We start from the raw sequence: 21703 nt of genomic DNA on the forward strand, positions 1-21703 counted from the left end.
GAGCCGTGGACCACGACGTCCTACCCGGCGAACGAGGGATCGATGGGACCCTTGAGCTGGGGTGACCAGCCGTTGCCCAGTCGCTGGAAGACCCCTTCCGCCGACTGGCCGTAGATCTCTTCCACGCCGTTGCCCGCACTGAGCCAGACCAGCCCCGGCCATGGCGCAAGCTGCTGCGGTTGCCCGGAGGTCAGGGACAGCAGCTCCGGAGTGACATTTTCAGCCGCCGAACCCTTCATCACGGCAACGGTGGTGTCGTTGACCCAGACTCCCTGGTCAGGGTCACCTGCCGTCACCAGCGTCATTGGCGGCGTCAGTTCCTTGGGCGTGCCGTCGGCATTCCTGATGATCCCTGCAATCTGCACCTTGGATTTGCCGTTCTGCTCCGAAACTACCAAAGCCCGGACGCCTTCGCGGGAGATCCTCAAATCCTTGACGATCCGTCCGGCCAGCCAGGACGGCGAGAGCGTCACCGTGGGAACCGCCGCGCCCTCGGCCACGCCGACAGGACGGTAGGCCACCACCTCCGTGCCTCCGTTGGCGCCGGGCCCGGCGGCCCACACCCAGTCAAAGAGGCTGAAGGAGGGGTGAGTGATGGTGCTGCGTGTGGTCAGCGCCCGCGCGGGCTGTCCCGGCAACATGCTGTAGAGCGTCGTCCTGCTCTCGTTGAGGAATGCGACGCTCTGCGATACCGGGGATTCAGCCGGGTAACGGGGCGCGAGCGAGGAAACAGGCTGCATTTCCGGAAGCGGGGACACCCTGTTGTTCTCGTACCGCACCAGCTCATTGCCGCTGACGGCGATCTGCCGCCCGGGCACGTTCTTGTCCCGCACCGGTGGCAGCACCGAGCCGTTGTCCTCGACCCGCACGAGGTCCTGGTTGGCGCGCAGCTCGACATTGACGACGTCGGGCTGGCTGCGGAACGTCAGGGCCAGCTGGGTCTGCATCCGGAGCCGGTCCTCCGTGGATGCCTCTGTCAGTTCCTTGGCGCTGAGGTCCACCTGCGCCGCCCCGGAAACAACGGGCACCGACTCGCGCGCAAGTTTGATCCCGGAAGGGAAGGCGCTCACCACGGCGCCCCTGAGATACGGGGCTGGGCCGGCGAGAAGGGCGCTGGTCATCGCCTTGACGGTCTTGTTCTTGATGAACCACCTGACGTCAGGCACGGCATAGGTGAAGCTGGGATCGTAAAAGTAGATGGGGTACGCGCCGTAGATGACCTTGAAGGTTTCCTCCGGGATCGCGGTCCCGTCCGGAATGGCGGAAATCCGCCATTCGCCGTCCACCTGCGTCACGGTGGCAGGAATGTTTTCGATGGTGCCGGCCGGGGTCTGGGTGGCGATTCCGTCAACGTCCACCGTGTAGGCAACGTCCAGCTGGTAGTTGTAGACATTTTCGACGCCGGTGCCTACCACCTGCGCTTCGCGGTACACCAGGGCACGCTGGTCCGGCTTCCACGCCACTGACGCCGCCTGGGTCAGGTACTCCCGGGCCACAGCGTAGTCGCCCTCATATCCGGTACCCGCGCGGTAAAAGTAATCGATGATGCTCTCCGGGGTCGCCCCGGGCTGCGGCGCCGCCGGGAGGAAGACCGGGGCATTAAGGTTGCCTGCGCTGCCCTCTGCGCTTTTTCCGACGGGTCCGGAAGTAGGGATGCGCGCGCAGGAAGCAAGGAGCAGGACGACGACGAGCAGCACAACGGCCTTCAGCGGTCCCCGCACTTGAGGTCCGGTCATGGAGACTCCTTCGATGTCGCGGCCGTCCCGGTCCGGGTGCCACCTCTTGAGGCCGAAACGCTGACGGGCACCGCCGGCCCGGGGTCCAGCACCACCATTTTGTTCTCTTGCGGCACGCCGGGCAGGAAGATGTCCTCCGGTTCCAGCTGGACGGGCGAGCGGTCGATTTCCCCGCCCTGCCGCAACGGTATGGTCAGCCGGAAATTGGATCCGCTGCCCTTCTTCCCCCACGCCTGCAGCCACCCGTTGTGGAGCTTGGTGTCCTCCATGGCGATGGACAGACCCAGGCCGCTGCCGCCGGTGGTCCGGGCCCGCGCAGGATCGGCGCGCCAGAACCGGTCAAAAACCCGGGCAGCCTCGGCCGGAGTCATGCCGATCCCCTGGTCGCGGACAGCGATGCCCACCGCGCCCTGGTTGGCCGCGACAGTGACGGTTACCGGTTTTCCTTCGCCGTGCTCAACCGCGTTCAGAATGAGGTTCCGCAGGATCCTGTCGATCCTCCTGGCGTCCATTTCCGCCACGATGCCTTCGGCGGGCGCCCGGAGGATGATCTCGGACCCGTACTCGGCGGCGACGGGAGCCGCCCCGTCAATGACGTGATTGATCACCTGGAGGATGTCCTCGGGCTCTGCGTCAAGCATGGCCACACCGGCGTCGAAGCGGGAGATTTCCAGAAGGTCGGCCAGGAGGGACTGGAACCTTTCCACCTGGTTATAGAGGAGTTCCGCCGAGCGTTTGTTGATGGGATCGAAGTCATGGCGGGCGTCGTAAAGGACTTCAGCGGCCATCCGGACCGTGGTCAACGGTGTGCGAAGTTCGTGGGAGACATCGGAGACAAACCGCTGCTGCATCTGGGACAGCGTAGCCAGCTGGGTGATCTGCTCCTGGAGGCTGGCAGCCATGTGGTTGAACGAGGCGCCAAGGCGGGCAACCTCGTCCTCCCCTTTGACCACCATCCGCTCCTGCAGCTGGCCGGCCGCGAGCTTCTCCGACACCAGGGCAGCATGGCTGACCGGGCTGACCACGTTCCGCGTGACGTACCAGGCGATGGCGCCGATCATCAGTACCAGCACCGCGCCGCCGGCCAGCAGGACGCCCTGGATTTCGTCCAGGGTCTTCTGGGCGGTGTTGAGGTCGTAGATCAGGTAAAGCTCATACACGGTCCCGTTGAACGTCACCTTGTTGCCCACCGCGATGCCCGGCCGGTCTTCGGTCCCCACCGGGATAACGGTGGATGCCCAGTACTGGTCCTTGCCCGACTCCTGGACCGCCTTCCGGAGTTCAGGCGGGATGACACTGACCGTCAACTGGTCCGACGCCCTGGACTCGACCCACCTGTTCCGTGGCTTGGTCTGCTCCGGCATCGCCTCAAAGACGTACCGGCGCTGGATGACGGATCCCCGGCCCTCCACCGCGTTCAGGGTGTCGTAGACGAGGGTGATCACGCTGGACTGGTCCGTGACCTGGGCGCCGTCGAACGTGTCCTGGACCTGCTTGACGTTGTAACGTGTCTCGGATTCAGCCTGGGTCAGCCGCTCCTGGAAGAGGTTGTTGGCAATCTGGTTCGACAAGTACGCCCCCACAGCCCCGAACGAGGTCACGGCCAGCAGCAGGGTGGTCAATACGGTCCGGAACTGCAGGGACCGCCGCCAGCGGCGCTGCACGGACCGGACCAGATAGCGGACGGCCGGGAAAAAGCGGCTCAGTCCAATCCGCACAAGGCGTGCCACCCGCAGGCCCACAATCAGGCTGCGGCGCCGCCAGATCCTTGCCCGGAACGGCAGCCGTGCCAGTTCGGCGGCCAGGGCATCGGAATGTTCGGGGCCCTTTACTGCGGCCGCGCCCGGCTCACGGTCGTCGCCCGGTCCTGAAGGCTCAGGAACCTGCTTTGTAGCCGACACCACGAACCGTCAATACTACTTCCGGGGCTTCCGGATCACGTTCTATCTTGGACCGGAGGCGTTGTACGTGGACGTTGACCAGCCGGGTGTCCGCCGCATGGCGGTAGCCCCACACCTGCTCCAGCAGCAGTTCCCGCGTGAACACCTGCCACGGCTTCCGGGCCAGGGCCACCAGGAGGTCGAATTCAAGAGGAGTCAGGGAAATGCGCTCGTCGGCCCGTTTCACGGTGTGGCCGGCCACGTCAATGGTGATGTCGGCGATCCGCAGTGTTTCGGGGGCCTTCTGGTCGCCTGGGCGCAGGCGCGCACGTACACGGGCCACAAGTTCGGCAGGCTTGAAGGGCTTAGGCACGTAGTCGTCAGCCCCGGATTCGAGCCCGCGGACGACGTCGGAGGTGTCTGACTTGGCGGTAAGCATCACGATGGGCACGTCGGATTCGGACCGGATCTGCCGGCAGACCTCAATGCCGTCCACCCCGGGAAGCATGAGGTCAAGCAGCACGAGGTCCGGCTTGGACGAACGGAAGATGTCAAGCGCCTGGCCGCCGTCAGCGCAGAAGACCGGCTCAAAGCCGTCATTGCGGAGAACAATTCCAATCATCTCGGCCAGCGCCTCGTCATCGTCAACTACCAGAATGCGTGCCTTCATAGTTATATGTTCCCTTATTGAACAGGCTTTGTCCTGCTCAACGCCTTGTACGGCATGGCGAAACACTATGACGCCCGACGCCGGAACTATAGGCTGACAGGACGCGGACAGTGCCGCAACGGGGGAAGGAACAGGTTGTCACACCAGGATCCGAACATGCGGCCGTCGCAGGGCGACGGCCGGCCTCCGTGGGGACAGCCTTCATGGGGACAGCCGTCGTCTGGACAGCCTTCATGGCCACAGCCCGCCTGGGGACCTCCGCCGCAGAATCCGTCCGGTGGCCCTGCAGAGGCGCCGTGGGGCGGTGCGCCGGTCTGGGGTACACCGTCGGGCGGCCAGCCCGCATGGGCACCGCCGCCGCCGAACCCCTCCGGCGTCCCGCCTTACAACCAGCGCGGATACGTGGCGCCGCCCAAGCCCGGCATAGTCCCGCTTCGCCCCTTGATGTTCGGCGAAATCCTGGACGGCTCGTTCCAGGCCATCCGGGGCAATGCCAAGGCTATGCTCGGGGCCGCGCTGCTGGTGCAGTCCATTGCGGCCGTGGTGGCTGCGGTCCTCACAACGTTCACGGCCACGTCGGCGGCGTCGATCGAAACCTGGGCGGCAGGGCTGACAGATCAGGATCTCATCGCGTTTGTCCTGTCCTTCGCCGGAGGAATCCTGCTGGTTTCCGTATTGACGCTCTTCCTGTCTGCCGTGCTTCAGGGTGCCATGGTTGTTCCAGTGGCCCGGGCCGTCCTTAACCGCTCCACCGGCTTCGGACAGATGTGGAGGCTGGCGCGCTCCCGCATCTGGCCCCTGATCCGCCTCGCCGCCCTGTTGTTCGCCGGCGGCCTGATCGCGGTGCTCCTCTTCATGGCCTTGGCCGTGCTGCTGATCAGAACTGTTGGCGCGGCGGGGGCTCTGGTGCTTGTCCCCCTTGGCTTCTTGTACATCCTGCTTTTCATCTGGATCTACATCAAACTGATGGTTGCGCCGGCCGTGGTTGTCGTTGAGGAACTCGGAGCGCTGGACAGCCTGGGCCGCTCCTGGCAGCTCACCCGCAACAACTGGTGGCGGCTCCTGGGCATCACCCTGGTGGTGAGCTTCATGGTGGGAATCATTGCCCAGGTGGTCATGATTCCCGTGTCCCTTCTCTCCAGTTTCTACACCACGGTGGTTTCACCTCACGGCGGGTCCGGGCAGGCATTGATGACAGCGATCGTCACGGGCGTGGCCACGGCGGTTATCGGCGCACTCGTCGGCGCCGTGGGATTCGCCTTCCAGACCTCGGTCATGGCGCTGCTGTACCTGGATCTCAGGATGCGGTGGGACGGCCTGGACATAGCCCTGCTGCGGCAGCTCGAATCGGGCGCGGACCCCGACGGCGTTCCTGGCCGCGGCCTGCCGGTATATCGGGCAGGACCGGGAAACGGTCAAGGACCGGGAAACGGTCAAGGACCGGGGAACGGTCAAGGACCGGGCGTGGCGAATGGTCCACGGCCGCCATACGGGGCATGGCCGAATGGCCGCTGAGCCCCCGGTGTTGCCCGGCCGGGACGAGGCCCGCCGTTGGGCCCAGGAAGAACTGGCCAAGCCCGAATATCGTGACGCCTCCCCTGACTGGCTGGAGGATGCCTGGCAAGGTTTCCTGGACTGGCTTCGCTCCCTGGACGGCGGGTCCGCGGCCGATACCCCGGTGGCGGCTCCCTGGATCGGCGTGGCCATCGCCGTCCTCATCGGTACGGCGATCATTCTTGCCCGCCCGCGCCTCAATGCAAAGGCCAAACGGTCCGTGGACATGTTCGACGCCGATCCAACAGTCACTGCCACGGCGTACCGCGGGCGGGCGGCGGCCGCAGCTTCCGCAGGGAACTGGAATGCCGCCGTCGTCGACTGCTTCCGGGCGCTGGTGCGAACCGCCGAAGAGAGGAATGTCCTGGACCCCAGGCCCGGCCGGACCGCGGACGAGGTGGCACGGGAACTGGCCACGCCCTTCAGCCCGGAGGCCCGGCGTCTTGGCCAGGCTGCGCGGATGTTCGACGGAATCCGTTACGGCAACGAGTCCGCTGACCGCAGTGCCTACGCCGCGATGCTGGAACTGGACACGGTGTTGGGATCGCTCAAACCGGAAAGCCAAAATGTTCCTGCCGATTTCGGCATGGCCGGCAGCGATGATGCGGAGGCTTCGCGATGACGCAGGCCCTTCAGGCGGGCGCGGGCACTGGCCGGGGCGCGGGCGCGGGCTCCTGGGTCCGGCGGCACCGTGGCTGGGCAGCCACCGGAGTGGCCGCCGCCGCCGGACTGGCCGTGATCATTGCCGGCCAGCTCGCTCCCCGGGGCGACGCCTTCCCCTTGTCGGTGCATAACGCGGGTCCTGACGGCGCGAAGGCGGTAAGCCGGATCCTGGGTTCACACGGAGTGTCCGTGAAGGACGTGGGTTCTTTCGATCAGGCCATTCAGGCACTTGACGACAGGCCGGGAGCCACGCTCCTTCTGTACGACCGGGGCGGATTCCTGGACGGCTCCCAGCTTGCCCCCCTGACGTCGGCAGCCGAACGGGTGGTGCTGGTGACGCCCCGGCTGGGCACCCTGACGGCGCTCGACGCCGGAATCCGCCAGGCAGGAGTGGTGCCGGATTCGTCACCGCTGCTCGAACCCGGCTGCGGCCTTCCCGATGCGACGGCGGCCGGGCCGGTTTCGGGTGAAGCCGGCTTCGTGTACGACGGCGGCACGGTCTGCTACCGCCCACCCGGCAGCACCGCCGGGCTGCTTGCCTCCACCGACGGTGGTGCCCTGACCGTCCTGGGCAGTGCCGCCGCCATCAGCAACCGCGCGCTGGCAGAGAACGGCCACGCGGCGCTGGTCCTGCGGACGCTGGGCGCGTCCCGCGATCTGGTCTGGTACCTGCCGGGGCTCGCCGACGCGGGTGCATCGGAGTCGCCGCAGACTCTTGACGAACTCGCCCCCGATTGGGTGGCCTTTCTGGGACCCTGGCTGATCTTCGTGGCCGTTCTCGCCATGGTGTGGCGTGGGCGGCGGCTGGGTCCCCTTGTTTTTGAACCGTTGCCGGTGGTGGTCAAGGCGGCGGAAACTGCCGAAGGCCGCGCGCGGCTTTACCAGGATGCGCACGCGCTTGACCGGGCCCGGGACAACCTGCGTGCGGGCACGCTGGTAAGGCTGGCCAAGGCTCTGCGGCTGGGCGCCGGTGCCACCGCCGACGACGTCACCATGGCAGCAGCCCGGCAGCTGGGCCGGCCGGCCGCCGAGATCAGTGCCCTGGTCAACGAGCGGCCAAAGAATGAAGCAAGGCTGGTGCAATGGTCACAGGCACTGGAGAAACTAGAGAACGAGGTCAGGACCCGATGAACGAACAGCACCGTGCCCAGCAAATCCTCGATTCGGAGCGGCAATTTCCGGACGCGCGGGTCCAGACGGCCGGACGGGAGCACGATCCTGCACGCCAGGCACTGTTGGACGTCCGCCACGAGGTGGCAAAGGCCGTGGTGGGCCAGGACGCAACGGTCACGGGGATGCTCATAGCGCTGCTTTCCGACGGGCATGTGCTGCTCGAGGGCGTGCCCGGCGTCGCCAAGACCTTGCTGGTCCGCGCCCTTTCGGCTGCGCTGAGCCTGGACACCAAGCGGGTGCAGTTCACACCGGACCTGATGCCCGGGGACATTACCGGTTCCCTGGTCTATGACTCCCACACCTCGGTTTTCAGCTTCCGGGAGGGTCCGGTCTTCACGAACATCCTGCTCGCTGACGAGATCAACCGCACACCGCCAAAGACCCAGGCCTCCCTCCTGGAGGCGATGGAAGAGCGGCAGGTCTCTGTGGACGGTGTGTCCCGGCCGCTGCCGGCACCTTTCCTGGTGGCGGCCACCCAGAACCCCGTTGAATACGAGGGGACCTATCCCCTGCCCGAGGCCCAGCTGGACCGCTTCCTGCTCAAGCTGACCATGCCCCTGCCCGGCCGGACGGACGAGGTGGAGGTGATCCGGCGGCATGCGGCCGGCTTCAACCCGCGGGATCTGGACGCGGCCGGCGTCCGGCCCGTGGCCGGTGCCGACGACCTCGAACGGGCGCGGCGGGCCGTGGCGGCTGTCGCCGTCGAACCGGAAATCATCGGCTACATCGTGGACCTGGTGCGTGCCACCCGGCAGGCACCGTCGTTCCAGCTCGGCGTCTCGCCCCGCGGCGCAACGGCCCTGCTGAATACGTCCCGGGCCTGGGCCTGGCTGTCAGGGCGAAGTTTTGTCACCCCCGACGACGTCAAGGCCCTCGCGCTGCCGTGCCTGCGCCACCGGGTGGCCCTTCAGCCTGATGCCCAGATGGACGGTGTCCGCGTGGACGACGTCCTGGGCAGCATCCTGGCCTCCGTACCCGTCCCCCGCTGATCCGCCTCCGCCATGGCACTCTCCGGACGCTTCGTGTTGCTCGCCCTCGTGGGGCTGGTGCCTGTCCTGCTGCTGCCAGGCTGGGGATCGGTCCTGACCGTGCTCTCTGCCCTCGCCGCATTGCTTTGCCTGGACGCCGCCCTGGCAGCTTCACCTCGAACGGTTGCCGTCCGGCGTGCCGACCCCGGCAATGTCACGCTGCACGGGTCAGCCGTCTCCGTCCTCACCGTGTTCAACAACGGCCCGCGGCGCCTGCGGGCCACCATCCGGGATGCCTGGCAACCCTCGGCCGGGGCGCACGACCCGGTCCAGGAACTCCAGGTTCCCGACGGCGAGAGCCGCCGCATGAGCGTCCGGCTCCAGCCCGCACGACGCGGTGACGTGAAAGCTCCGCACGTTACCGTGCGCTCCCACGGGCCCCTGGGGCTCGCAGCACGCCAGCGGACATTTGCCTGTCCAGGCGTCCTGCGGGTGCTGCCGCCGTTCCATTCGCGAAGGCACCTGCCGTCCAAGCTCAGGAAGCTCCGGGAACTCGACGGCAAGGCCGCGGTGCAGATCCGCGGTGCAGGCACTGAATTCGATTCGCTCCGGGACTACGTCCGGGGGGACGACGTCCGTTCAATCGACTGGCGGGCAACCGCCCGACGCTCCGCCGTCGTCGTCCGCACGTGGCGGCCGGAACGCGACCGGCGGGTGGTGATCATGCTCGATACGTCCCGGGTCTCGGCGGCGAGGATCGAGGACGAGCCGCGCCTGGACACCGGAATGGAAGCGGCGTTGCTGCTGGCGGTCCTTGCCGAACGCGGCGGTGACCGGGTGGACTTCCTCGCCTATGACCGCCGCCCGCGCGCCAGGGCAGGATCCGCCACCTCCGGTAACCTCCTGGGGCAGCTGGTGCAGGCGATGGCACCGCTGGAAGCCGAGCTGATCGAACTTGACTGGCCGAGCATCCCGGGCCAGATCCGAACCGTCTCCGCCCACAGGTCCCTGGTTGTACTGCTGACTTCGTTGGACGGCGGCGCACCGGAGGAAGGACTCATTCCGGTCGCTGCGCAGCTGGCGCGGCAGCACGTTGTGGTGGTGGCCGCCGTCCGCGATCCCGTGTTGGGGCAGATGCTCGAGGAACGCACGAACGCCACGGACGTTTTCCGGGCGGCATCGGCTGAACGCGCACTCCTGGAACGGGCGGCCGTTGCGGCCGAACTCCGGCACCACGGCGTCGAAGTGGTGGATGCGGAACCGCACCAACTGCCTCCGCAGCTGGCTGACATGTACATCCGCCTCAAAGCTGCAGGTAGATTGTGAACCAACCGCAGCGCGGCCGGCGGTACCGACCAGGAGGTCAACAATGAACGATTCCATCTATAAACAGGCCTTGGGCGAAGACTTCCACCGGCTGCAGCCTGAACTCCAGGAGTATTTTTCGCTGGTCCCCGGCTCCGGACACTACGGAGTGGGCGAAGGCGTTTTCGACGTGGTTGGCTGCCGGCAGGCGTGGCTGCGGCCGCTGTTGAAGCTCACGTCCGGGGAGGAGGCTTTCTTCCCCGAGTACGGCGAGAACATCCCGTTCAGGATCGAGAACCACGCGCACCGGGATCCGTTCGGCCGTTCGAGCCTGACCGCCCGGCGCGAGATCCGCTTCCCCAGCCACAGCCGGATTTTCCAGGACACCACCAGTCTGATGGAGTCTGCTGACGGGCCGCGGCTGGTGGACTACCTGGGCAGGTTCCGGCGCATGGTGACGGACCTGAATGTCAGCGTGACCGCCGGGGGGAGGCTGCGCGGGGTCTCCGAAGACTCCAGGCTCTTCCTTGGCCCGCTCCGGATGCCGCTGCCTGCAACCGTTGACGCAAAGGCCTACGCCGAACAGTGGTGGGACGCAGACGCGGGAGAGCATGGGATGCACCGGATCCAGGTCAAGGTCATCCAGCCCCAGATCGGCCAGGTGCTGGTGTATGCGGGCAGTTTCACGTACCGCCTTCGCCCTTACCTCGGCGGCAGCTCGGCGGAAAGTTTCCTGCCCCGCTACGCCCAGCCGGACCGGTGGGAAAACCGCGTGTAGGGGCTAGCCGTGGGCCTGCTGGTTCAGCCCGTCAGCCACTTGGGTGAGCCGGGCAAGTACCGCGGTGGCGGTGGACGGCGTGTGGCGGGCCAGTCCCGCGGAGGGGGTCACCCGCACAAGGCCCAAGGACGACGCCGGCAGGCCCAGCTGGCGCCACGGCCGCCACAAGGCGTCCACGGCTTCGGCAACCCTGGGCAGCGTGCCGTTGCTGAGGTCCAGGGCGCCTGCCCAGAGCCGCTTGCCCGCTTCCACTGCCGGGGCCAGCTGCTCCCACTGTTTCGTTGTCAGGGCTTTCAGTGGAACGGCTACTCCGTCCGCACCGGCCGCAACAATTCGGTCGATCGGCGCTTCGATCTCCGGGACCGAGATAACCACTTCGGCTGCCCCCGCGGCGCGGAGGGCCTCGATCACCAGACGCCAGGATTCGGTGACCTCCTGGCCGCCCACGGCGCGCAGCGTGCGGTAACCGCTCGAGGTCGGGATGGTGCCGGCAAGAACGGCGGCGATGTCAGGCTCGTCGAGCTGGACCACCAGCCGCGCGCCGGGAACCGCGCTTGAGACCCTGGACAGGTGGCTTTGCACGCCGGCGGCCAGCGAGGCCGCTATGTCCCTGCGGGCTCCGTAGTCCAGGAGGGCGCGTTCGCCGTTGTGCAGGTGCAGTCCGGCCGCGAGGCTGAGCGGTCCCATGAGCTGGAGCTTGAACTCTGCGGCGGGAGTATCCTCGGTGCCGGCTACGTCAGCCAGGACGTTGATGTCCGTTGACAGCGCAGAGGCGGCGCGGCGGAAATCCTTCCCCGGACGGTCCACCAGACGCCAGCCGTAGGGCTGGACATCAACTGCCAGCTCTACCAGAAGCGATGCAGTCCGGCCCAGGGCGTCCGAGCCGACGCCGCGCTCCGGAAGTTCCGCCAGGAACGGCAGGTGCGGGCTGCCGAGCTCACCCCGGATGATGCGGGCGGCCTCCACGGGGTCCTCCCCCGGCCAGGGACCCAGCCCGGTGGCGGTTACTTCCACTCTGCGGCAGCCTGATGGTCCTCGGCGATGGCCTCGTGGTGGCGGATGACCTCTCCGATGATGAAATTAAGGAACTTTTCCGCGAAAGCGGGATCAAGGTGGGCGTCCTCTGCCAGCCGGCGGAGCCGCGCGATCTGGGCTGCTTCGCGCCCGGGGTCACCTGCCGGGAGCCTGTGTGCGGCCTTGAGGAAGCCCACTTTCTGGGTCGCCTTAAACCGTTCGGCCAGAAGGTAAACGAGGGTGGCATCGATGTTGTCGATGCTGGAGCGGATGGACAGCAGTTCCGCCATCACCGAATCGTTCACCTGGCCGGCCAGCGAACTCGCGGCCGGATCGAAAGTGTCGGTTTCGGGAACATCATGGTTTTGCTGCGTCATGATCCAAGTCTATGGGCAGCCGCGTGGTGGGGCCCGCTCTGCGTCCCTGCACACTCACAAGTGACTCAGGACGGGCCCCAGACAACCTCTATTGCCGGCCTAGGTGGCGAGCAGTGCCCGGTGCTCCTCGCGCCGCCGCGCCTGCTCGTCCGGATCAGGGACCGGAAGAGAGGCGATCAGCCGCTTGGTGTAGTCGTGCTGGGGCGCGCCCATTACCTGGCTGCCGATCCCCTGCTCCACCAGCTTCCCCTTGTAGAGCACACCGATCCATTCCGAAAGGATGTCCACCACGGCGAGGTCGTGGCTGATGAACAGCGCCGCGAACCCGAACTCGGCCTGGATCTCCTTGAAGAGCTCCAGGACCTTGGCTTGCACGGAAACGTCCAGGGCCGACGTCGGCTCATCCGCAATCAGGAGCCTCGGGTTCAGGATCAGTGCGCGTGCCAGTGAAGCCCGCTGACGCTGCCCGCCGGAGAGCTCGTGCGGGAAGCGTTCAGCGTACGACGCCGGCAGTTGGACTGATTCGAGCAGCTCGGAAACGCGTTTGCGCGCCTGCGCCGGGCTGGGGTTGGTGTGGATGATCATGGGCTCCGCCACGCAGTCGCCGATGGTCAGGTGCGGGTTGAATGACGCGGCCGGGTCCTGGAAGACGAAGCCAATGTCCTTCCGCAGCGGCTTGAACGTCCGCTCCTTCATGTTCAGCATTTCGTAGCCAAGCACCTTCAGGCTGCCACCCGTGGTCCGGTTCAGGCCGGCGATCGCGCGGCCGATGGTGGTCTTCCCTGAGCCGGACTCGCCCACCAGGCCGAAGACCTCACCTTCCGAGACGGTGAAGCTGACCCCGTCCACGGCCTTAAAGGCGGGGGTACCCAGCCGGCCGGGGTACTCAATGGTCAGGTTGGTTGCCTCCACCAGCACCGGAGCGCCCTGGTGGGCGCGTTCCTTCAGTCCTTCCGAGGCCGAGTTCCTGCCCAGGTGCGGCACAGCGGCCAGCAGCTTCTTGGTGTAATCCTCCCTGGGTTGCGCGAACAGCACCCGCACCGGCGCTTCCTCCACGACGTCGCCCTGGTACATCACCACTACGCGGTCAGCGAGGTCGGCAACCACGCCCATGTTGTGGGTGATCAGCACGATCGCTGTCCCGTATGTGTCGCGGAGGTTCCTCAGTAACTCCAGGATCTCCGCCTGCACGGTGACGTCCAGCGCCGTGGTGGGCTCATCCGCCACAATCAGCCCGGGGTTCAGGGCCAGGGCGGCGGCGATCACCACACGCTGTTTCTGCCCCCCGGAGAACTGGTGAGGATAATAGTTGACCCGGTGCTCAGGATCCGGGATGCCGACCTTCCGCAGGGCCTCGATGGCCCGGGCTTTGGCATCCTTGGCCGAGACCCGCTTTCCGCCCGGTCCGCCGGCGTGGGCCCGGATGCCTTCGGCAATCTGCCAGCCCACGGTGAAGACGGGGTTCAGGGCCGTGGAAGGCTCCTGGAACACCATGGCTACATCGCGGCCACGGATCTGCCTCAGCTGCGAGGCACTGACGCTGATCACGTTGTTCCCGTTAATGAGGACGGCGCCGCCGCTGGTGGCGGTCTCGGGAAGGAGACCCAGGATGGTCTTGGCCGTGACGGTCTTGCCGGAACCCGATTCGCCGACGATTGCCAGGACCTCACCGGCACGGACGTCCAGGCTTACATCCTTGACGGCATAGACGTCGCCGCCGTCCGTGGCGAAGGTGACCTTAAGATGGTCAATTTCCAGTACATTTCCGGTGCCGTCCCCGGCGCCTGCTTCGATGATCTTGGGGCCGCTCATGCGGACACTTCCTTCTGCTTCGTCACGTTGGGGGCCTTGCTCTTGGCACCCGAACCGGCCCGTTTGCGGCCGCGCAAGCGGGGATCGTTGAGGTCGTTCATGCTCTCCCCCACCAGTGTCAGGCCCAGGACGGTGAGCACGATCGCCGTGCCCGGGAAGACACCTGTCCACCAGATGCCGGACGACGCATCGGACATGGCCTTGTTCAGGTCGAAGCCCCATTCTGCCGCCGAGCTGGGTTCGATGCCGAAGCCCAGGAAGCCCAGGGCGGCCAGCGTGAGGATCGCCTCGGAGGCGTTGAGCGTGAAAATCAGCGGCAGGGTGCGGGTCGCGTTGCCGAAGATGTGCCGGGCGATGATCCGGGCGCTGGACGCACCAACCACCTGGGCGGATTCCACAAACGGTTCCGCCTTGAGGCGGATGGTCTCTGCCCTGATTACCCGGAAATACTGCGGCACGAAGACAGCCGTGATGGCGAACCCGCAGGCTAGGATGCCGCCCCAGAAGCCGGACTGGCCCTTATTGATGGCGATGGATACCACGATGGCCAGGAGGAGGGTGGGAAAGGCATAGATGGCATCAGCGATGACTACCAGGATTCGGTCCAGCCAGCCACCGAAGTAGCCGCTGATCAGGCCGAGGAAGACTCCGAGGAAAATGGCCATGAGGACAGCAACCACGATCACCGTCACCGACGTCTGCGATCCCCAGATGACTCTGGAGAGCACGTCGTAGCCACCCACCGTTGTTCCCCAGAGGTGCTTGCCACCCGGCCCGGCCTGCGCAGGGAAGGTCCCGGCGTCGTCGGAGATTTGCGAATACCCGTAGGGGGCCAGCAGGGGGGCGAACAGTGCAGTCACCAGGAACCCTGCGCAGAGGACTACCCCGATCAGCAGCATGGTCCGCTGCAGGCCAACGCTGCGCCGGATGTGGGACGTCACGGGCAGCCTGTCCAGCAACGACTTCTTTTTTGGCGTGAATGCTTCCGCGCTCATCAGTACCTCACCCGTGGATCAATCAGGGCCGCAGCAATGTCCACGACGAAGTTGGTGATGGCCACAATAACGGCCAGCAGCATGACGATGCCCTGGACAGCGACAAAGTCGCGCGCAGTCAGGTACTGCGCCAATTGGTAGCCGAGGCCCTTCCATTCGAAAGTGGTCTCGGTCAGCACTGCACCGCCCAGCAACAGCGCGATCTGGAGGCCCATAACAGTGATGATGGGGATCAATGCAGGCTTGTAGGCATGCTTGGTCACCAGACGGTATTCGCTGACTCCGCGGGACCGTCCTGCCTCCACATAGTCCTTGCCCAGGGTGCCGATCACATTGGTACGGACCAGGCGAAGGAAGACGCCGGCGGTCAATAGTCCCAGCGCAACGGCCGGGAGAACCGCGTGGTGGACGACGTCACCGTAGGCGGCAAGGTCGCTGCTCCGCAGTGCATCAAGCCAGTAGATGCCGGTTGGCGCCGACAGCCGGGCCATCGCCAGTTCAGTGGTGGTGGAAGCGCGGCCGGCCACCGGGAACCAGCCCAGGCCCACGGAAAATACGAGCTTCAGCAAGAGGCCCGCGAAGAAGACAGGGGTGGCGTAGCACAGGATGGCGAAGAAGCGCAGGAGAGCGTCCGGGATCTTGTCGCGTTTCTGTGCCGCGACCATTCCCAGGGGGATTCCTATCAGCAGCGCCACAACCAGGCCGTTGACGGCCAGCTCCAGGGTGGCGGCGCCGAATTTGGTGAGCATTTCCACCACAGGCCTGCCATCTGAAATGGTCCGGCCGAAGTTGCCGGTGATGATCTGGCCCAGATACTCAAGGTACTGAATGAACAGGGGCCGGTCGTAGCCGGCCTGCCGGACCAAGGCATCAATCTGCTCTTGCGGCAGTCGGCCGCCCTGGGCCGCCGTGATGGGATCACCGGTGATCCGCATCAGGAAGAAAACCAGGGTGACGAGGATGAAGATTGTCGGGAAGATCAGCAGGAAGCGGATCAGGATGTACTTCCCGAGGCCACCTCCCGCGGATTTGGATTTGGGCGTCGCAACCGTTGGCGGCGGCGCATCAATTAATGTGGCCATGCTGTCCCTGCTTGTTTTGGAACGAGGAAAATGTGGGAACGCCTAGGAGGCAGGGCCAACCGGCCCCACCTCCCAGGTTGATGCTTTGGAATTACTTGGAAACCTGCCCGAGCCGGAACTTGAACGATGCGTCCAGGGTGGAATCCACGCCCTTCACGTTTTTCCCTGAAACGGCCACCTGGGCGCCCTGGAGCAGCGGCAGCGTGGAGATGTCCTTGGCCAGCAGGTTCTGGACCTCCTGGACCTGCTTCTCACGCTCCGACTTGTCAGCGGTGACCAGTTGCTTGGCGATCAGCGCTTCGACGGTCGCGTTGGAGTAGTGGTTGTTCATGAAACCGCCCTTGGGGAAGAACGGCGTCAGGTAGTTGTCCGGGTCGCTGAAGTCGGGGAACCAGCCAAGCTGGAACACCGGGTAGCTGTCCTTCTTCGAAGCCGAGTTATAGGTAACCCACTCAGTGGACTGCAGGTCTACCTTGAACAGTCCGCTCTTCTCCAGCTGGTCCTTGACCATGGCATATTCGTCACCGGATGACTTGCCGTAGTGGTCCGGGTTGTACTGCAGCTTGATGGTCACCGGGGTGGTGATGCCGGCGTCGGTCAGGGCCTTCTTGGCCTTGTCCGCGCTGGGCTTGCCGGAACCGTCCCCGTAGGCCTGCTTGAAGGATTCATTGGCGCCGAGGAAACCGGACGGCACGTTGGACCACATGGGCAGGTACGTGCCCTTGTAGACCTGCTCCGAGATCGCCTGGCGGTCGATGAGGTTGGCTGCGGCCTGGCGGACGGCCAGCGCCTTCTTCGGGTCCGCTTCGGGCGTCTTTGCGCCAAAGGGCATGGTGTCGAAGTTGAAGACGATGTAGCGCATCTCGCCGCCCGGTCCGACGTTGACTGTGACGTTGGAGTCCTTCTTGAGGTCGTCAATGTCGGTGGCACTCAGGCTGCGGTTGGCGACGTCAATCTGGCCGCCCTTGACTTCCAGCTTCATGTTGGTCTGATCGGTGTAGTACTTGATCGTTGCACCGGCGTTGGACGGCTTGCCCAGAACACCCTTGTAGTCCGGCCAGGCTTTAAGGCTGACCAGCGTGTTCTTGCTGTAGGAGTCGATGACGTACTGGCCGTAGAAGGCGTTGGCCTTGACAATTTCCTCGTCGCTGAGGAGCTTGTCCGCCGGGAAGACTTCATCGTCAACAATGGGCCCCGCAGGGCTCTGCAGGATCTGGGCGAACGTCTGGTCGTTGGCCTGCTTGAGCGTGAACACCACAGTGGTGGCGTCCGGGGTGGCGATTGAGGCGATGTTGGTCAGCAGGGATGCCGGGCCGTTGGGATCGTTGATCTTGAGCTGGCGCTCGAAGGAGAACTTGACGTCCTTGGAATCGAGGTCGTGGCCGTTGGCCCACTTGAGGCCGCTCTTGAGCTTGACGGTGAATTCCGTGGGCTTCGTGAACGTGGACGATTCCGCGAGGTCCGGGACGGGCTCCGCGCCGCCTGGCTTGGAATTCAGCAGGAACGAGTAAACCTGGTTCATCACCATGAACGAACCGTTGTCATACGAGCCTGCCGGATCCAGAGCCGTGACCTTGTCGGTGGTGCCGTACGTGATGGTGCTGCTCGCCGTGCCCCCGCCTGTGGTGCTGGTTCCGCCACCGCCGGAGGGGCCCGTGCAGGCAGTCAGTGCGAAGGCGGAAACGCCTGCAAGCGCGATTGCGCTCCGCAAGGCTTTAGTGCTCTTGGTCATCTGTGAACTTTCTGTTCGATGAGTACGCGCTCGCCGCCCGCTTAGGGGTGTATAACTCGAGCGGGCAGCGCGCTGTCCTGATGCGTAGATTCAATCAGACGCCGGGCTCATCAACCGGCTTTTTAGTGAGTTGAGACACAAAATTTACCTGAACGGTATGGTGCCCTTCCTAAAGTTCGGCGCGCTGCAGCGATCGCGCGGCGTCGATGGTGGCCTGCCCAAGCACCCGGCTGCCTTGGTAGAGGACCACGGTCTGGCCTGGAGCAACACCGCGGAGCGGGTCCGTCAGTGTCACCAGCAGCTGTTCCGAATCCGGGCCGGGCACCATGCGGGCGGTGGCCGGCACGGGGTCCCCGTGGGCGCGGACCTGGGCGTAGCAGTCAAATTCTTCCCCGGTGGCGATCTCGGCGATGGGCGGGCCCGCCCAGGACACCTTGATGCCGCGGATCTCGTCAATGGCCAGCAGGGACTGCGGGCCGACCACTACTTTGTTTTCCTTGGGCCTGATCTCCAGGACGAAGCGGGGCTTGCCGTCCGCTGCGGGGGTGCCCAGCTTCAGGCCGCGGCGCTGGCCCACCGTGAAGGCGTTGGCCCCGGGGTGCTCACCCACTTTCGAGCCGGTCTCGTCCACGATGTCGCCGGTGGTCATGTCGATCTTCTCAGCCAGCCAGCCTGCGGTGTCGCCGTCGGGGATGAAGCAGATGTCGTGGCTGTCAGGCTTGTTGGCTACCGAGAGTCCACGCCGCTCGGCTTCGGCCCGCACTTCGGCCTTGGAGGGGGTATCGGCAAGCGGGAACATCGAGTGCTTAAGCTGCTCGTGTGTGAGCACGCCCAACACGTAGCTCTGATCCTTGGCCCAGTCGGCGGCCCGGTGCAGTTCGGGGTTTCCGTCCGCGTCCTGGATGACCTTGGCGTAGTGTCCCGTGCAGACAGCGTCGAAGCCCAGGGCAATTGCCTTTTCCAGCAGGGCGGCGAACTTGATCCGCTCGTTGCAGCGCATGCAGGGGTTGGGCGTCCGCCCGGCAGCATATTCGTCGATGAAGTCCTGGACCACGTCTTCTTTGAAGCGCTCCGAGAAGTCCCAGACGTAGTAAGGGATGCCGAGCACATCACAGGCCCGCCATGCGTCGCGGGAGTCTTCGATGGTGCAGCAGCCGCGGCTGCCTGTCCGCAGGGTGCCAGGCATGCGTGACAGCGCAAGGTGAACGCCGACGACGTCGTGTCCGGCTTCGACGGCACGTGCTGCGGCAACGGCGGAGTCGACTCCACCGCTCATGGCTGCTAAGACTCGCATACTGGCTTTCTTTTGGGGTTCGGGGGGCGGCAGGAACTGAGGGCTGGGTGCCATTCAGGCGGCCGCAGACAACACAATGCCTGCCGCACCATTGTATCGGCACGCCGAATGCTCCCCCAAAAGACCTTGACTGCGCCGGCCGCCGCTTCTAAAGTCAGGATTAACAGTTTTAGAACCGGGGCGGGAAACGGGAGGCGAGCGGAGTGACTGTTCAGAACATCGTCATAGCGGGCGGAGGATTGGCCGCCGCCACCGCGGCCAAGACGCTGCGGGCAGAGGGGTACACGGGCCGGGTAACCGTCGTCGGTGCCGAAAGCCACCACCCCTACCTGCGGCCGCCATTGTCCAAGGAGTACCTGCTGGGCAAGGCCGGCGAGGACGCCGTCCCCGTGGTGCCGGAAGGCTGGTACGCGGAGAACGACGTCGGCCTCCGCCTCGGCGTCCGGGTCACCGGCATCCGTGCGGACACCCACACGGTGCAGCTGGATGACGGAAGCCTGCTGGACTACGGCTCCCTGCTCCTGGCCACCGGGGCAGCGCCGCGGGCACTGCGCCTGCCCGGAAGCGATCTGGGCGGCGTCTCTACGTTCCGCACGCTGGATGACAGCCGCAGATTGCGCAGTGCCCTGGCCGCAGGCGGAAAGAACGTGGTCATGATCGGTTCGGGCTGGATCGGCATGGAGCTGGCGGCCGCGGCGGCAACATACGGCAACCACGTCACACTGCTGGGCCTTGAAGAGATCCCCCTGGCGGCCGCCATCGGCCCGGACCTGGGACGGTTCTTCCGGGGGCTGCACGAAGCCAACGGCGTCAGCTTCCGGCTGCCCTCCTCCGCGCGGGAGATCACGGGGGTGGCCGGGCTGGTCACCGGCGTCACCACGGACTCAGGCGAGACGCTGCCGGCGGACATCGTGATCGTCGCTGTGGGCGTCGTTCCCGACGTGGCGTTGGCCCAGGACGCCGGACTGTCCGTGGACAACGGGATCCTCACGGACGCCTCACTCCGGACCAGCGTGCCCGGAATTTTTGCGGCGGGCGACGTTGCCAACGCCCTGCATCCGTTCACCGGCCTGCACCATCGCAGCGAGCACTGGTCCAACGCACTCAACGGCGGCAAGGTGGCAGCGAAGGCAATGCTTGGCCTGGAAGCGACCCACAGCGCCATCCCCTACTTTTATACAGACCAGTTCGACGTCAGCATGGAGTACTCGGGCTTCCCGGCTTTGGCAGCCGGTACCGAACCGGTGATCCGGGGATCGCTGGAGGCTAAGGAGTTCATTGCGTTCTGGCAGCAGGACTCGCGTGTGGTGGCCGGCATGAGCGTCAACTGGCCACGGAAAGACCAGCCCGGAGCGCAGAAGACCATCAAAGCCCTCATCGCCGCGAAAACACCCGTTTCAGCCAGCCGGCTCGCCGATCCGTCCGCTGCGCTCGGTCAGCTCCTGCCGGAAGCGGCCTGACGCGCCACAGTTCCCGCCGTCTGAATGGAGGACTCGTGCCCGGCCATGCCCGCCTGCCTGGCGCGGGCGTAAGCCCCTGGCAGGGCCGCAAGCAGAGCATCGACGTCGGCGTCGGTTGATGCGTGGCCCAGCGTAAAGCGCTGGGCACCCCGTGCCGTTTCCTCGTCCAGCCCCATGGCCAGCAGGACATGGGACGGGCGGGGCACGCCGGCGGTGCAGGCGGACCCGGTGGAGGATTCAACCCCCGCCAGGTCCAGCAGGAACAGCAGTGAATCGCCTTCGCAGCCCGGGAAGGTGAAGTGCGCATTGCCAGGCAGGCGCCCCTCCCCCGGCGCGCCCCGCAGCACCGCCTCAGGCACTCGTTCAAGGACGCCGTCGATCAGCCGGTCGCGCAGGGCCGAGATGCGGGCAGTCTCCGCGGCCAGCCGGGCGGTGGCGGCCTCCGCAGCTGCCGCAAACGCCGCAATGGACGCCGTGTCAAGGGTCCCGGAGCGTACGTCCCGCTCCTGGCCGCCCCCGTGCTGCACGGGGGTGAGCTTGACGGCCCGCCCCAGCAGCAGGGCACCCACGCCCACCGGCCCGCCGATCTTGTGCCCGGACACCGACATCACGTCCAGCCCGGAAGCTTTGAAATCGACCGGCAACGAGCCAAACGCCTGCACGGCGTCGGAGTGGACCGGAACTCCGGCCTCGTGCGCCAGCTCGACAATCCTGTGGACGGGCTGGACTGTGCCCACTTCGTTGTTGGCCCACATGACCGTCACCAGCGCAATGGATTGCGGATCGCGGGCGAGTTCGGCGGCAAGGATTTCGAGGTCCACCACGCCCTCGGCGTCCACGGGCAGCCAGGTGACCTCGGCGCCTTCGTGGCGTTCCAGCCACTCCACCGTGTCCAGTACGGCGTGATGCTCGACGGCGGAGCACAGGATGCGCCGCCGGGACGGGTTCTCGCCGGTGCGGGACCAGAACAGGCCCTTTACCGCCAGGTTGTCGGACTCAGTGCCCCCGGACGTAAAGATGACCTCGGAGGGGTGGGCGCCGGCCGCCGTCGCGATGGCCTCCCTGGCGTCCTCCACGGAACGGCGGGCGCGGCGGCCCGAGCCGTGCAGGGATGACGGGTTCCCGGTGCGGGACAGCTCCCGGGTCAAGGCTGCCAGCGCCTCCGGAGAAAGTGGCGTGGTGGCTGCATGGTCGAGGTAAACGGGCACCC

The 21703-nt window shown here is 65.9% G+C and carries 18 protein-coding genes; 7 read left to right on the forward strand and 11 right to left on the reverse strand.

Translation table 11 applies throughout. From position 1 onward, the window contains the following. Positions 1 to 20: 20 nt before the first annotated feature. The 3 genes from ACS5PJ_RS08770 to mtrA all read right to left on the reverse strand — a co-directional run bounded on the left by ACS5PJ_RS08770 (position 21) and on the right by mtrA (position 4286). The gene (locus tag ACS5PJ_RS08770; protein WP_439434527.1) at positions 21 to 1736 is read right to left on the reverse strand and encodes an LpqB family beta-propeller domain-containing protein; all 1716 of its coding nucleotides are present in this window, start codon (positions 1734 to 1736) and stop codon (positions 21 to 23) included. After that, a complete protein-coding gene (gene mtrB, locus ACS5PJ_RS08775) occupies positions 1733 to 3478 on the reverse strand; it encodes an MtrAB system histidine kinase MtrB (RefSeq protein ID WP_439434791.1) in 1746 nt (581 codons plus the stop codon). The genes ACS5PJ_RS08770 and mtrB overlap by 4 nt, the downstream gene beginning before the upstream one ends. A gap of 133 nt (positions 3479 to 3611) precedes the next feature. After that, positions 3612 to 4286, reverse strand: coding sequence for an MtrAB system response regulator MtrA (mtrA, locus tag ACS5PJ_RS08780; RefSeq protein ID WP_354146011.1), 675 nt, complete (start codon positions 4284 to 4286; stop codon positions 3612 to 3614). Between the two features lie 402 nt (positions 4287 to 4688). Between mtrA and ACS5PJ_RS08785 the strand changes: the two genes are divergently transcribed. The 6 genes from ACS5PJ_RS08785 to ACS5PJ_RS08810 are packed head-to-tail and all read left to right on the forward strand — an operon-like array spanning position 4689 to position 10727. Further along, entirely contained in the window at positions 4689 to 5801 is a 1113-nt protein-coding gene (locus ACS5PJ_RS08785; RefSeq protein WP_439434528.1) for a DUF7847 domain-containing protein, read from the forward strand. Continuing rightward, positions 5791 to 6462, forward strand: a complete 672-nt coding sequence (locus tag ACS5PJ_RS08790; RefSeq protein ID WP_439434529.1) for a DUF4129 domain-containing protein — start codon at positions 5791 to 5793, stop codon at positions 6460 to 6462. The genes ACS5PJ_RS08785 and ACS5PJ_RS08790 overlap by 11 nt, the downstream gene beginning before the upstream one ends. Beyond that, positions 6459 to 7634 carry a DUF4350 domain-containing protein gene (locus ACS5PJ_RS08795; RefSeq protein WP_439434530.1) on the forward strand — a complete coding sequence of 392 codons (1176 nt, stop codon included), beginning with the start codon at positions 6459 to 6461 and terminating at the stop codon, positions 7632 to 7634. The genes ACS5PJ_RS08790 and ACS5PJ_RS08795 overlap by 4 nt, the downstream gene beginning before the upstream one ends. After that, positions 7631 to 8665, forward strand: coding sequence for an AAA family ATPase (locus ACS5PJ_RS08800; protein ID WP_439434531.1), 1035 nt, complete (start codon positions 7631 to 7633; stop codon positions 8663 to 8665). Before ACS5PJ_RS08795 ends, ACS5PJ_RS08800 begins: the two co-directional genes overlap by 4 nt. A 12-nt stretch (positions 8666 to 8677) precedes the next feature. After that, a complete protein-coding gene (locus ACS5PJ_RS08805) occupies positions 8678 to 9970 on the forward strand; it encodes a DUF58 domain-containing protein (protein ID WP_439434532.1) in 1293 nt (430 codons plus the stop codon). 43 nt (positions 9971 to 10013) lie between these two features. After that, complete coding sequence (locus ACS5PJ_RS08810) at positions 10014 to 10727, forward strand: DUF4166 domain-containing protein (protein WP_439434533.1); 714 nt, start codon at positions 10014 to 10016, stop codon at positions 10725 to 10727. 3 nt (positions 10728 to 10730) lie between these two features. Here ACS5PJ_RS08810 and ACS5PJ_RS08815 read toward each other — a convergent pair whose 3' ends face one another. The 7 genes from ACS5PJ_RS08815 to mnmA all read right to left on the reverse strand — a co-directional run bounded on the left by ACS5PJ_RS08815 (position 10731) and on the right by mnmA (position 19033). Then, positions 10731 to 11741 carry a uroporphyrinogen decarboxylase/cobalamine-independent methonine synthase family protein gene (locus ACS5PJ_RS08815; RefSeq protein WP_439434534.1) on the reverse strand — a complete coding sequence of 337 codons (1011 nt, stop codon included), beginning with the start codon at positions 11739 to 11741 and terminating at the stop codon, positions 10731 to 10733. Beyond that, on the reverse strand, positions 11732 to 12118 hold the full coding sequence (locus ACS5PJ_RS08820) for a chorismate mutase (protein ID WP_439434535.1): 387 nt from the start codon (positions 12116 to 12118) through the stop codon (positions 11732 to 11734). Before ACS5PJ_RS08820 ends, ACS5PJ_RS08815 begins: the two co-directional genes overlap by 10 nt. A gap of 99 nt (positions 12119 to 12217) precedes the next feature. After that, on the reverse strand, positions 12218 to 13930 hold the full coding sequence (locus ACS5PJ_RS08825) for an ABC transporter ATP-binding protein (protein WP_439434536.1): 1713 nt from the start codon (positions 13928 to 13930) through the stop codon (positions 12218 to 12220). After that, a complete protein-coding gene (locus ACS5PJ_RS08830) occupies positions 13927 to 14925 on the reverse strand; it encodes an ABC transporter permease (RefSeq protein WP_439434537.1) in 999 nt (332 codons plus the stop codon). The genes ACS5PJ_RS08825 and ACS5PJ_RS08830 overlap by 4 nt, the downstream gene beginning before the upstream one ends. Next, the gene (locus ACS5PJ_RS08835; RefSeq protein ID WP_439434538.1) at positions 14925 to 16007 is read right to left on the reverse strand and encodes an ABC transporter permease; all 1083 of its coding nucleotides are present in this window, start codon (positions 16005 to 16007) and stop codon (positions 14925 to 14927) included. Before ACS5PJ_RS08835 ends, ACS5PJ_RS08830 begins: the two co-directional genes overlap by 1 nt. Positions 16008 to 16098: 91 nt before the next feature. Further along, the gene (locus ACS5PJ_RS08840; protein ID WP_439434539.1) at positions 16099 to 17739 is read right to left on the reverse strand and encodes an ABC transporter substrate-binding protein; all 1641 of its coding nucleotides are present in this window, start codon (positions 17737 to 17739) and stop codon (positions 16099 to 16101) included. A gap of 169 nt (positions 17740 to 17908) precedes the next feature. Further along, a complete protein-coding gene (gene mnmA / locus ACS5PJ_RS08845; protein ID WP_439434540.1) occupies positions 17909 to 19033 on the reverse strand; it encodes a tRNA 2-thiouridine(34) synthase MnmA in 1125 nt (374 codons plus the stop codon). Positions 19034 to 19236: 203 nt separating this feature from the next. On the opposite strand from mnmA, the gene ACS5PJ_RS08850 reads away from it, so the two are divergent. Beyond that, positions 19237 to 20493, forward strand: a complete 1257-nt coding sequence (locus ACS5PJ_RS08850) for an NAD(P)/FAD-dependent oxidoreductase (protein WP_439434541.1) — start codon at positions 19237 to 19239, stop codon at positions 20491 to 20493. Here ACS5PJ_RS08850 and ACS5PJ_RS08855 read toward each other — a convergent pair. After that, a complete protein-coding gene (locus ACS5PJ_RS08855; protein WP_439434542.1) occupies positions 20469 to 21701 on the reverse strand; it encodes a cysteine desulfurase family protein in 1233 nt (410 codons plus the stop codon). The two genes, ACS5PJ_RS08850 and ACS5PJ_RS08855, sit on opposite strands and share 25 nt — an antisense overlap. Positions 21702 to 21703: the final 2 nt, after the last annotated feature.

It is taken from the genome of Pseudarthrobacter cremeus (assembly GCF_051857465.1).
GTDB lineage: Bacteria > Actinomycetota > Actinomycetes > Actinomycetales > Micrococcaceae > Arthrobacter.

What these genes read in the sequence shown, in the direction of transcription:
- ACS5PJ_RS08840 (WP_439434539.1), bottom strand. Translation starts at nt 17,739, where the DNA reads ATGACCAAGAGCACTAAAGCCTTGCGGAGCGCAATCGCGCTTGCAGGC.
- ACS5PJ_RS08835 (WP_439434538.1), bottom strand. Translation starts at nt 16,007, where the DNA reads ATGGCCACATTAATTGATGCGCCGCCGCCAACGGTTGCGACGCCCAAA.
- mtrA (WP_354146011.1), bottom strand. Translation starts at nt 4,286, where the DNA reads ATGAAGGCACGCATTCTGGTAGTTGACGATGACGAGGCGCTGGCCGAG.
- ACS5PJ_RS08810 (WP_439434533.1), top strand. Translation starts at nt 10,014, where the DNA reads ATGAACGATTCCATCTATAAACAGGCCTTGGGCGAAGACTTCCACCGG.
- ACS5PJ_RS08800 (WP_439434531.1), top strand. Translation starts at nt 7,631, where the DNA reads ATGAACGAACAGCACCGTGCCCAGCAAATCCTCGATTCGGAGCGGCAA.
- ACS5PJ_RS08825 (WP_439434536.1), bottom strand. Translation starts at nt 13,930, where the DNA reads ATGAGCGGCCCCAAGATCATCGAAGCAGGCGCCGGGGACGGCACCGGA.
- ACS5PJ_RS08805 (WP_439434532.1), top strand. Translation starts at nt 8,678, where the DNA reads ATGGCACTCTCCGGACGCTTCGTGTTGCTCGCCCTCGTGGGGCTGGTG.
- ACS5PJ_RS08790 (WP_439434529.1), top strand. Translation starts at nt 5,791, where the DNA reads ATGGCCGCTGAGCCCCCGGTGTTGCCCGGCCGGGACGAGGCCCGCCGT.
- ACS5PJ_RS08770 (WP_439434527.1), bottom strand. Translation starts at nt 1,736, where the DNA reads ATGACCGGACCTCAAGTGCGGGGACCGCTGAAGGCCGTTGTGCTGCTC.
- mnmA (WP_439434540.1), bottom strand. Translation starts at nt 19,033, where the DNA reads ATGCGAGTCTTAGCAGCCATGAGCGGTGGAGTCGACTCCGCCGTTGCC.
- ACS5PJ_RS08820 (WP_439434535.1), bottom strand. Translation starts at nt 12,118, where the DNA reads ATGACGCAGCAAAACCATGATGTTCCCGAAACCGACACTTTCGATCCG.
- ACS5PJ_RS08830 (WP_439434537.1), bottom strand. Translation starts at nt 14,925, where the DNA reads ATGAGCGCGGAAGCATTCACGCCAAAAAAGAAGTCGTTGCTGGACAGG.
- ACS5PJ_RS08795 (WP_439434530.1), top strand. Translation starts at nt 6,459, where the DNA reads ATGACGCAGGCCCTTCAGGCGGGCGCGGGCACTGGCCGGGGCGCGGGC.